The following is a 10943-nucleotide window of genomic DNA, read 5'->3' on the forward strand; positions in this document are numbered from 1 at the left end:
CGTGAACGGCGTCGGCCAACGCAAGAGCGCTCTCCTCGGTGGCTCGAGAGCCGCCCGCGCCGAGAGACCCGGCGCCAGATCGATCACGTTGCTGACCGTGTGCCGTCGGGTTTCAAAACCCTCGACGCGGTACGCGGCGGGGCCCCGCAGCCTGACCCACGCGACCGTGACTTCACTTCTGGCGCACCGAGTCGACCCGCCGGCACCGGACGATTTTCAAGAGCGGACGGGCCGCTCGTCCGACCTCGACGCCCGCAACGCCGCTTCGCACCACTCTCCCTCGTAGGCAGCGGTTTTCGCCGGCGAACCGAAACGATGAGATGAAGCGCTCCGCACCGTGGGACTCGACTTGCGCCGATCACCAACACGTCGGGAACTGACCAGCAGGCGCAGGCACGCGACCGGCGCGTCCTGATACGGGCGGCGGGTAATCGCCGCTCCGCGAATGCTGACGTCGTCCAGGCGCTTGTGGAACACGCCGATCAGACCATGAAGCATCGGGCGATACTCAGGGGCAACCTCATCGACGATCCGCTCCCCCTGCACCAGTGAGGCACGCGCAGCGGAGGCCGTGGCGGCTATCAAAGCCCGCACACCTGGTGTGTCCCGTCCGTCCCTGAGGTCCTGGCGAGTCACGCCGTGCGCTTCGAGATCGCACGCCGGCAGGGCCAGCCGCCCGTCTCGCAGGTCCTCGAACAGGTCGGTGAGAAACTCCGCTCGCTGCGTCCCGTCCGCGATGAGGCGGGCGGAGGCCTCGAAGCAGGTGTCCGAGACCAGGCGCAGCACGGGCTCAGTGACCAACATCAGGGCCGGTAAGGCGACGATGTCGATGTACCGCTGGTAGTCGGCCTCATCAGCGAATCCGTGGAACTCCACGTCAGTCCGAGTCCCCGCCAGGTAGGCGCCGATCCACTGTCGGGACAGGGTTAACACACTCTCCGAGTGCAGATATGCCCGGATGAGCTGATTATCTGAACCGCCGGTGTCCAACGCCCTTCCCACCCGGGCGGCCCACTCGCCGAACCGCTGCTTGCGCCCCTCGACCGGACCGCGGTCGCAGAGGTCGTCGGTGTAGCGCGCCAGCGCGGAGGCAGCAGCGACGTGCGGCTGACGCTCCGGCGGGACCAAAACCCGCAACCCCGCCCAGGCAGCGATCTGCCTGCGCCGGAGATATCGCACCGCCGCCGAATAGTCGGCGCGCACGGGGCCCCGGATCCCTGCTGCATCTAAGCAATGTCGCCACGACCGCACAAACAACCCCATCGCCGAAGAGAGACACAACGTACCCCAGAAGACAAAATGTAGGAGGCCGATTGCGGGCACTAGCGACACCGCGGTCAATTACTCTCAAGGCTGACACTTTGGGAGGAAGCGTGAGCGCGCCAACCGCGACGAGTCAGCGGCCCGAGCCCCTCGGGCCAGATTCGCTGACGTGGAACTACCTGGGTGACCTGCGCACGCTGTTATTGGGCCTGTGGATCGGCGCCTTGCAGAACATGCACCCGGGACTCGGGGCGGGCGTCGAGGAGCACTCGACCGTTCTGCGCGAACCGGTGCAACGCAATGTTCGCGCCACCTACCCCATCGCGGGAGTTGTCTTCGACGGTGACCGCGCGGCGCGCACCGCCGAACAGATCCGCGGCTACCACGAGACCATCAAGGGCGTGGACGGAGCGGGCCGGCGATACCACGCACTGAATCCGGACACGTTCTATTGGGCCCATGCAACGTTTTTCATGCTCCTGATCAAGACCGCGGAGCACTTTTGGGGCGGGCTCGCGGAGGCCGACAAGCGCCAGCTGTTCGACGAGCACGTGCAGTGGTATCGGCTGTACGGGATGAGCATGCGACCAGTGCCGGAAACGTGGGAGCGGTTCCAGGACTACTGGGAGCGGATGTGCCGCGACGAGCTCGAATTCAACAAGGCCACCCTCGATCTCTTCACGATCCGCATTCCCAGACCGGGATTTGTGCCGCTGCCGACGAGGGTGTGGGACCAGATGTACAGACCCTTCCTCGCGCTGCAGCGCTGGATCGCCGCGGGAGTGTTCGACCCGGTGGTGCGTGAGAAGGCCGGAATACGGTGGACCGCTCGTGACGACGTGATGTTTCGCCTGTTCGGTAGGGCCGTGAACACTGTTTTTTCGTTGCTGCCCAACATGATTCGGCTGCATCCGCGGGCGCGCTCAGCCTATCGGCGGGCGGCCGGGAAGATCGCCGCCGATGCGCCACTGGCGGAGGCGCCGTCATTCCTGGCGCCGCCGCACGACCGGCGCGGCCAGCCGACGCATTACATTCCGCCACGCAGGAGGAAACGTATGCCCATGATCAACCGGCACCGCTAGCGTGCTGCAGGGAATTGCTCGACTCGCGCTTGCCGCGCCCCGGCGAATCCTCGCTGTGGCCGCCCTGGTCCTGGTGGCGGCCGCGGTGTTCGGCGTTCCGGTGGCCGGCAGTCTGTCGGCGGGCGGGGCTCAGGATCCGAAGTCGGAGTCAACCAACGCCGCAAAGCTGCTGACCGACAAGTTCGGGCAGAGCGATCAGCAGATGTGGATTGTCGTATCTGCGCCGGGCGGCGCGACAAGCGAGCTGGCCCGTCGCGTCGGCACCGACATCGCGGTCCATTTGCAACAGTCGCCGTTCGTGTTCAATGTGTCCTCGCCCTGGACGTCGCCGCCCGAGGCGGCGAGCGGGCTGGTGAGCGAGGACGGTAAGTCCGGGTTGATCCTGACCAACCTGAGGGGCGGCGAAGACAACGCTCAGAAATACGCCAGGTCGCTCTCCGACGAGGTGGTGCACGACCGCGACGGCGTTTCTGTTCGGGCAGGCGGCGTACCGGTGGTGTTCGAGCAGGTGCTCCACCAAAACGAGCGCGACCTGTTGCTGATGGAGTTGATCGCATTTCCGCTCAGCTTCGTGGTGCTGGTGTGGGTGTTCGGCGGCTTGCTGGCGGCGGCGCTGCCGGTGCTGCTGGGCGCGTTCGCCATGGTGGGCTCGATGTCGGTGTTGCGGTCGATCACCCTGGTTGCCCCGGTGTCGACTTATGCGCTCAACGTGACGACTGCGGTAGCCCTCGCGCTGGCAATCGATTACACCCTGTTGATCATCAGCCGCTACCGCGACGAGTTGGCCGACGGCGTCCCTCCCGATGAGGCGCTGGTGCGGACCATGGCCAGCGCCGGGCGCACGGTGCTGTTCTCGGCCACCACCATCGCGTTGTCCACGGCGTTCTTGGTGCTGTTTCCGATGTATTTCCTGAAGTCTTTCGCCTACGCGGCAGTGGCCACCGTGGCATTCGTCGCCGTCGCGGCCATCGTGGTGACCCCGGCCGCGATCGCGCTGCTGGGGCCGCGGCTGGACTCCCTGGACGTACGTCGGCTGGCTCGCGGGGTGCTGCATCGCCCCGAACCTGTGCGCAAGCCGGTGGAGCAGTTGTTCTGGTACCGGTCAACGAAATTCGTGATGCACCGGGCCGCGCCGATCGGCCTTGCCGTTGTCGCGCTGCTGTTGCTGCTCGGGGCGCCATTCATCGGGGTGAGATGGGGCTACGCGGACGACCGCGTGCTCCCCCGGTCGGCATCGGCACGGCAGGTCGGCGACCAGTTGCGCACCGACTTCGCGAACAATCCGGCGATGGCGATCCCCATCGTCGTCCCGGACGTTCGCGGGTTGAGCCCGCCCGACCTCGAGGGTTACGCCGCCGCGCTGTCGAGGGTGCCCGACGTGTCGGCGGTGACGGCGCCCACCGCGACGTACGTGGCCGGCAACCGGGTCGGGCCGGCCGCCGCGCCCACCGGGTGGAACGACGGCAGCGCATTCCTGACCGTCACCACCAACGCGCCGTTGTTCTCCCATGCTTCCGACGTCCTGCTCGACCGACTGCACGACGTGACCGGTCCCGCCGGCCGAGCCGTAGAGATGGCCGGGACGGCGCAAGTCAGTCGCGACACCATGGAAGCCATTACGTCGCGGCTGCCGCTGGTGTTGGCGCTGATCGCCGTGGTCACCTTCGTTCTGCTGTTCTTGCTCACCGGCAGCGTGGTGCTGCCGGTAAAAGCGTTGGTACTCAACCTCTTATCGCTGACGGCAGCCTTCGGCGCGCTGGTCTGGATCTTCCAGGACGGCCACCTCGGCGCATTGGGCACAACCCCCAGCGGCACGCTGATGATTGCCGTACCGGTGTTGTTGTTCTGCATCACCTTCGGGCTATCGATGGACTACGAGGTATTCCTGATGTCCCGAATCCGCGAGTACTGGCTGGTGTCTGACTCCTCCCGGGCCGCGAACGACGAAAGCGTGGCCCTCGGGTTGGCCCGCACCGGCAGGGTGGTCACGGCGGCCGCGCTGGTGATGTCGATATCGTTCGCCGCTCTGATCGCAGGTCAGGTGTCGTTGACGCGGATGCTGGGGCTTGGTCTCGCGCTGGCCGTCCTGGCGGACGCGACGCTGGTACGGATGGTGCTGGTGCCGGCCTTCATGCACATGCTGGGCCAATGGAACTGGTGGGCCCCGAGATCGTTGCTGCGGCTGCACGAACGATTCGCGATCAACGAGGGTACCGCCACGGGAGCGAGTGAAGTCTCCACGGCGGATGGGGCGTCTTGAGCGGATGTCCGGTGCGACGGGACGTCCGTCGACATCGCCGCGCTCGATAACGCATCGGCGCCCACCCCGGCCGCGGTGACACTCAGTCCCGATGGGGAGTTTCTGTACGTGACGGACGCGCGTGACGGGACTCTCACCGTGATCTCGACAACATTGCTGAAACCCACTGCCTGACAACAGCGTACGATGTTCGGGCCGGAGAGGCGGAAGTTCCGGTCTGCACCCAGCCGATCTGGACGCTAGCGCTGACGACATTCGATCGCCGTCGGCCGAAGCTTTCACCAGTGGGAACTGTCAAACCGCGGCGCTCTGGGCGCCGCGATCACGGGAAGGCCTGAGGCATGAGACAGAGGGCGACCAAGCTTCTCGTTGGCCTGGGCGCCGCGCTGGCTTCCGCGACGATGATCTCGCCGCCCGTATCGGTTGCCGACCCGGGCGGTGCGCACACCGGGCGAGCGGGAACCTGCCCCGACATCCAGGTCGTGTTCGCGCGCGGCACCAACGAGCCGCCGGGCCCGGGACGTGTGGGTCAGGCATTCGTCGACTCATTGCGCTCGCTGGTGGGCGGCAAGTCTGTGGCCCTGTACGCCGTCGACTACCCGGCCTCCTACGACTTCTTCCGCGCGGTCGACGGCGCAAACGACGCCCGGCATTTCGTGGAAGGCGTGGTTTCGTCGTGCCCGCAGACCAAGGTGGTGCTCGGCGGGTTCTCCCAGGGAGCCGCCGTCGTCGACCTGATCACCGTGCCCGGGCAGGCCACCTTCGGCTACGGGGATCCCCTCCCGAGCGATATCGCCGACCACGTCGCGGCCGTGGCCGTCTTCGGAAATCCGACCAACCGCGTCGGGGGCCCACTGACGGCGCTGAGTCCGCTGTTCGGCTCCAAGGCGATCGATCTGTGCAACGGGGCGGACCCGGTGTGCTCCACGGGCAACGATGCCTCCGCGCATCGGGTCTATGTGGAGTCGGGGATGGCCGCGCAGGCGGCGCAATTCGTCGCCCACCAGCTCTAGCGCGGGCGGATGACCGGTCGCTAGTGCCGCTTGTCGCGCACCTTGTACGTCGAGGGCCACGATTTTCGCGACTCATCGCCGGTGAGCGGAATCCCCATCCCGCCGACCTTGACGTTGTAGGCCTCCTTGCCGGGACCGACCTCCCGATTGGCATGTTCCTGGGCCAGGTAGTACAGCTCGTCGATGGTGGCTTCGTCGTAGGCAACGAACGAGGTCTCCCGGACGAGGTCGTCGATCCCGACAAGCATGCGGGCTGGCAGTAAGCGCGAAGCGAGCGCCGCCAGGCCGAAAACCGAGAACGGGATGACCCAGTAGCAGACGTAAGACAGCGGCGTCCGCGTGTCGAGGATCGAGGCGGTCGCATTCCCGATCGGCGGGATCACCGACGACACCGTCATGCCGGCGAACGCGGCGATCCACAGCCACGTCAGCAGCATGACGATCCGTTCGAACAGTTCGGTCTTCACGACGTCGCCCGGCTGTTCCGCGGCGGCAAACTCTCGCGCAAACGGTTTCTTGCCCAGCACGCTGACGAGCGCGACGACCAGAATTCCGGCGAAGCTCAAGGGCAGGATCCATCGTTGGTTGAACGAGTCGCCGAGGGCAAACGTCAGCACGGTCAGCACCAAAAATACTGCGGCAGAACCGGTCTCAAGCGAGTGCCACGTCCGACCGGAAACAGCTGCCATCGCCAATGCGCCGACGGCCACCGCCAGCGCGATCAGGGCGGCAACGGCGAACGGACCATTTCCGACCAGTACCCAATAGACGATCCACGGCGCAAAGCCACAAAGCATCCCCACGATCGGTCAGTGTATGAGGCCGGTCACTGCGGTTTATCAACGCGTGCGTGCGGGGTTGGTCGTCTGCGTACTACCTGCCGAAGTAGTCGGGGCAATAGACGGCCGAGGCAATCGCGGTGAACCTGGCGGAGCCGGCGAGGCCGAATCCCGGATTGAGACTCATCACCTGCTTGATGACGTCGATCTGCTTCTGACCCGAGTCCATCATGTTGCACGCCGTTCTCGCGGCCGCGACGGCGGCGGGCCCGTTGCTGTAGGTGATGCCCGCCTGGCTGAGCTGGCTCAGAAAGCTCGCATCTTTAGCCGGGTCCGCGGGGGCCGGGTCGGCCTGCGCCGGCACGGCCTGGCCGATGATGACGGCGAGGCCGCCGAGCACTACGGACAGACGCATCGCCCCATCATCGCCCAGCCCGGCGCGTTTGTCCTGTCGGCTCGATTCGTCGGAAAGCACCCCGGAGCGGAGAAGCGGAAGTGCTTGACTCACCTTCGGGCGCCACGCTCGTACACCGTCACCCGGTCATGTAGGCCCCACCACTGCACCGGCAAGTGGGAATCGATTACGGCCCAATCTGTTTCGAGTATCTTGTGCATCTGGTCGTCGCCGGTCTCGCCACCGCGCCCGGTACCGATGTAGATGACGCGTTTCCCCTCGTAGGCCAGCAACGTGCGCGCGCCGACATCCCGGCCATGGGGCGGCCACGAAAGGAATAGTGTCCTGTCAGGGTGCAGGGCGACCGCTTCGGCGCAGTCTTTGGCGTGAACCTCTGCATAGAGGTCTTCGCCGTGCCAACCGTTGGTGAGCATGCCTTACCCGGGTTGAGGTCGTAGCAGACGACGTCCACACCCATCTGGCCAAGCAGGTAGGCCCAGTAGCCCGTACCCGCGATCGGATCGACCAAGCCGCCCCGAGCGTGCTTGGCCACGAACGCCACGGTGTCGGGATCGGGAACGGCCCAGCAGTACTTTCTGACGAGCCTAACCCGGTTCGGCGAATGGGCCATATTCTCTTCGACGGTTCGGTCCGGGCTGAAGTAACCGATTACCGGGTTGCCCCCGAGCCGCTCATCGATCTCGACGCAGCCCTTCACCGCCTCCCAATAGGGATTGTGGATCGTCACTTGCGTCTGGCGAACTCGCAGCGGTGCGTGCTCGCCCGCAGAGGACTAGTGCGTCCCGCCTTGAGACATTGCATCCCAGTTGAGGGTGGCCAAGTCGTCCGTCGGCACGTCGGGGCAGTACGCGTTGTCCGCGATCCGCGTGAAGTCGGCGGCTTTAGTCCAATCCAGTCCGGGGTTGGAGTTATGGATCGCCAGCACGATATTCGCCATCCTCATGTTGCCGCTGCCCGGGGGGGCTGCAAGCGGACCACCGGCACCGCCGTTCGCCATTGTGCACACCGACTTGCCGGCCGCGATGGCCTTGGCCGGGTCGTCAAAGTGGATACCGGCCGCCTGTTCCGCGGCGAGGAATTGGTCGTCGGTGTCATCGGCGTGCGCGGGAACGGCCAGGCCGATCGTCGCGGCGAGGCCTGCCAGCATCAGAAGGATTCTCATAGGCTCCGATGGTTCCAGAGTGGCGATTGGTTCGCATGTCGTGCGCGAAACCGAATTGTTAAAAGCGAATGACGCCGTGCGCGGCCGTTTATCACTACCCTGCGCGCGGGTCGTGGTCAGTGCTGCGTCGGTCGGCGCGCGATTGCTCTGGCTCGACGTCCGACGGGCGATCCCCTGAAGTGCCCCCAGTCGGACTCGAACCGACACTGGGCGGATTTTAAGTCCGCTGCCTCTGCCAATTGGGCTATGGGGGCCCGGCGGCGAATGTAGCGCGCGAAGGCGGATCCGGGGCGTGGCGCCCCATTCAAGATTGCCCAGATTCCGAACGTGCGCCCGGCCCAGTCTTCGCTTAACATCCCGCGCTCCGCGCGGTCTTTTCCCGTGCTGCGAGGGCGACCAGGTGACGCAGTTATGTCGCCCGACAGGAGCTTGTTACAAATGCTCGCGTCGGCGTTAAGAAGCCGTAAACGGCTGTCACCAGAGCCCTTTCGGTCACGACTCTGGACCGCAGGATCACTAGCCTTACGCCAGTAATCAGCGGCCCGTACGCAACTCGCAGTTCCGGCCCCGTACATGGAGTCGGATGGTTTACACACTAGGAGCGATACATGTCACTTCTGACAACAGTGCCTGAAGAATTGGCAGCCGCGGCGGCACAGCTGACAGCCATCGTCAGTTCACTGACCGCGCAGAACGCCGGTGCCGCGCCCGCGACCACGGGCCTCGCTCCCGCAGCCGCCGACCCGGTGTCGGCCCAGCAGGCGGGAATCTTCTCGGCGTACGGCAACCTGTATCAACAGATCGCCGCAGAAGCTCAGAGCATTCAAGAGCAGTTCGCGAGCACTCTCGGGCTCAGCTCCGGGACGTACTCATCCACCGAGGCCAGCAACGCGAGCCAGGCGGCCGCCAGCGGAAACGTTTTGAACACCCTGTACGGCTTCCTCACCAGCAACAACGGGCTGTTCAGCCCGTCAGGCGGCGGAACCACCATCGGGCTCGTTGAGGGGGGGAACTTTGCATCCGCTCAGTCGGACGACATCGGGTTGATAACCGGCACTCTTAGCGCGGTGTCGGCTCCGTCTGACGCCGCCGCCGGCCTCACCGGGTTTTCCGCAGCGGACCTCGCGGGCACGAGCGCGCCGGCAGTCGTCCCCGGCATGGGCGGCATGGCCGGTCTTGGCGCGATGCCAATGACCGGTGGGATGGGCTCGGCGACCATGGTCGGCAAGTTGTCGGTGCCGCCGAGTTGGGCCGGGACGGTGACCACGGTGTCAAGTGTCAGCCCGATCGGGCCACAGACCGGCGGTTGGACCGCCGCCGCGCCGCAGGCCGGGCAGGGAACGATCATCCCCGGGATGCCCGGAGTGGGTGCGGCGGCACGCAACAGCGCCGGGTTCGGTGCCCCGCGCTACGGCGTCAAGCCCCTCGTCATGCCCAAACCAACGGCCGTCTAGCGATCGGGCCGGCTGGTTAACAGAACAAATTCAGTCACAAAGACGGGATAAGAAAATGGTTTTGGATTTTGCAGCTATTCCACCGGAGATCACCTCCGCCCTCATGTACACCGGGGCGGGCTCGGGCCCGCTCATGGCCGCGGCCGCGAGTTGGAGCAATCTGGCCGCCGAGCTCAGCACCACGGCGACCCAGTGGGAGTCGATCGTCACGACGCTGACCACACAGCAGTGGACCGGCGTGGGATCGGCCGCCGCGGCGGCCGCGGCCCAGCCGATCGTGTCCTGGCTGACCACCTCGGCCGCGGCGGCTGAGCAGGCCGCCGCACAGGCGTCGTCGTCGGCGGCCGCTTATGAGGCCGCGTTTGCGGGCGTAATCTCACCCCCCGTGATCGCCGCCAACAGGGCGCAACTAGCCGCGCTCGTGGCGACCAATTTCCTGGGCATCAACACGCCGGCGATCATGGCGACCGAGGCCCAATACGCCGAGTTTTGGGTCCAGGACGCCCTCACGATGCATGTCTACCAGGCCGCCTCGACGGCCGCCGCGATCCTTCACCCGATCGCGCCGGCGTCGCCCAGCACCAACCCGGCCGCGGGAGGCCTTCAAGCCGCCGCGACCGCCCAGGCCGCGTCGACGCCCGCGCAGGGCGCCGGCTTGAACAACATCATCTCCGGCGTGCAGAACGGGCTCTCCAACCTCAACTCACTGACGACGCTTGGCGGCACGGTCCCGTCGCTGGGCAAATGGGCCTCGATCCCGGCCGTCCAGAACTCCATCGCCCAGGTCGGTGTCACCGCGGCGTGGTTCCAGGGGAATATGACTTCCGTCTTCCCCAGCCTCGGGCACCTCATTGCCACCTCGCCGGCAGGCCTCACCCCGTTCGTCGACGACGTCACCCCGCTCGGGGCCGGTTTGGGCTTCGGCACAACCCTCACGGGGTCGACGACAGGCCTCGGCGCCGGGGCGACGGCGGCAATGGGCGAGGCGGGCTCGGTCGGCGGGCTGTCGGTGCCGGCCGGCTGGTCGGCGGCGACGCCGGCGACGCTGGCTTCGTCCACCGCGCCGCTCGAGGGGTCGGGGTGGACGGCCGCGACCGAGGAGGCCGCGCCGGTTGCCGCGATGCCCGGGATGCCGGGTGCAGGGGCGCTGGCCAAGGGCTCCGGCGCCTACGCCGCTCCGCGGTACGGGTTCAAGCCGACCGTCATGCCCAAGGTTGTTGTCTGATACGGGAAAAAGGGAGGACATTTATCCATTTGAGGCGAGCAAATTAGCACTAGGCCGTAATCTGTCCGTCATGCGGCAACCGCCGCATAGAGCACGACCGACAAAGACTTCACAATCTGAAGGTTTCGAGACAAGGAGAAAGGCAACATGGCAACACGTTTTATGACTGACCCGCACGAGATGCGGGCGATGGCGGGTCGTTTTGAGGTGCACGCGCAGACGGTTGAGGACGAGGCCCGCAAGATGTGGGCGTCGTCGATGAACATCGCGGGCGCGGGCTGGAGCGGGCA

Annotated in this window: 11 protein-coding genes and 1 tRNA gene; 6 read left to right on the plus strand and 6 right to left on the minus strand. The window is 66.1% G+C overall.

Going from position 1 to position 10943, the window contains the following annotated elements:
* Positions 1–216 precede the first annotated feature (216 nt).
* Positions 217–1203 (minus strand): squalene/phytoene synthase family protein, encoded by a 987-nt coding sequence (locus tag JO059_RS15865; protein WP_293320323.1) that lies wholly within the window; start codon positions 1201–1203, stop codon positions 217–219.
* 170 nt (positions 1204–1373) lie between these two features.
* Here JO059_RS15865 and JO059_RS15870 point away from each other — a divergent pair, with 170 nt between their 5' ends.
* From JO059_RS15870 to JO059_RS15880, 3 genes are all read left to right on the plus strand, one after another.
* Positions 1374–2345 carry an oxygenase MpaB family protein gene (locus JO059_RS15870; protein WP_293320325.1) on the plus strand — a complete coding sequence of 324 codons (972 nt, stop codon included), beginning with the start codon at positions 1374–1376 and terminating at the stop codon, positions 2343–2345.
* Between the two features lies 1 nt (position 2346).
* Complete coding sequence (locus JO059_RS15875) at positions 2347–4605, plus strand: MMPL family transporter (RefSeq protein WP_293320327.1); 2259 nt, start codon at positions 2347–2349, stop codon at positions 4603–4605.
* Between the two features lie 341 nt (positions 4606–4946).
* Entirely contained in the window at positions 4947–5618 is a 672-nt protein-coding gene (locus JO059_RS15880; protein ID WP_293320329.1) for a cutinase family protein, read from the plus strand.
* A 20-nt stretch (positions 5619–5638) separates the two neighbouring features.
* On the opposite strand, the gene JO059_RS15885 is transcribed toward JO059_RS15880, so the two are convergent.
* The 5 genes from JO059_RS15885 to JO059_RS15905 all read right to left on the minus strand — a co-directional run bounded on the left by JO059_RS15885 (position 5639) and on the right by JO059_RS15905 (position 8228).
* Positions 5639–6421: a hypothetical protein gene (locus JO059_RS15885; RefSeq protein WP_293320331.1), complete on the minus strand. Its 783-nt coding sequence runs from the start codon at positions 6419–6421 to the stop codon at positions 5639–5641.
* 70 nt (positions 6422–6491) lie between these two features.
* A complete protein-coding gene (locus JO059_RS15890; protein ID WP_293320333.1) occupies positions 6492–6812 on the minus strand; it encodes a DUF732 domain-containing protein in 321 nt (106 codons plus the stop codon).
* Between the two features lie 89 nt (positions 6813–6901).
* On the minus strand, positions 6902–7225 hold the full coding sequence (locus JO059_RS15895) for a hypothetical protein (protein WP_293320335.1): 324 nt from the start codon (positions 7223–7225) through the stop codon (positions 6902–6904).
* Between the two features lie 359 nt (positions 7226–7584).
* Positions 7585–7974 carry a DUF732 domain-containing protein gene (locus JO059_RS15900; protein WP_293320337.1) on the minus strand — a complete coding sequence of 130 codons (390 nt, stop codon included), beginning with the start codon at positions 7972–7974 and terminating at the stop codon, positions 7585–7587.
* Between the two features lie 180 nt (positions 7975–8154).
* Positions 8155–8228: transfer RNA gene (locus tag JO059_RS15905), tRNA-Leu, on the minus strand.
* A gap of 354 nt (positions 8229–8582) precedes the next feature.
* Between JO059_RS15905 and JO059_RS15910 the strand changes: the two genes are divergently transcribed.
* The 3 genes from JO059_RS15910 to JO059_RS15920 form a co-directional block, all read left to right on the plus strand.
* Positions 8583–9428, plus strand: a complete 846-nt coding sequence (locus JO059_RS15910) for a PE domain-containing protein (RefSeq protein WP_293320339.1) — start codon at positions 8583–8585, stop codon at positions 9426–9428.
* A gap of 55 nt (positions 9429–9483) precedes the next feature.
* Complete coding sequence (locus JO059_RS15915; RefSeq protein ID WP_293320341.1) at positions 9484–10653, plus strand: PPE family protein; 1170 nt, start codon at positions 9484–9486, stop codon at positions 10651–10653.
* Positions 10654–10800: 147 nt separating this feature from the next.
* On the plus strand, positions 10801–10943 hold a 143-nt coding region (locus JO059_RS15920; RefSeq protein WP_042798136.1), incomplete at its 3' end, for a WXG100 family type VII secretion target.

Source organism: Mycobacterium sp. (genome assembly GCF_019247615.1).
Lineage (GTDB): Bacteria > Actinomycetota > Actinomycetes > Mycobacteriales > Mycobacteriaceae > Mycobacterium.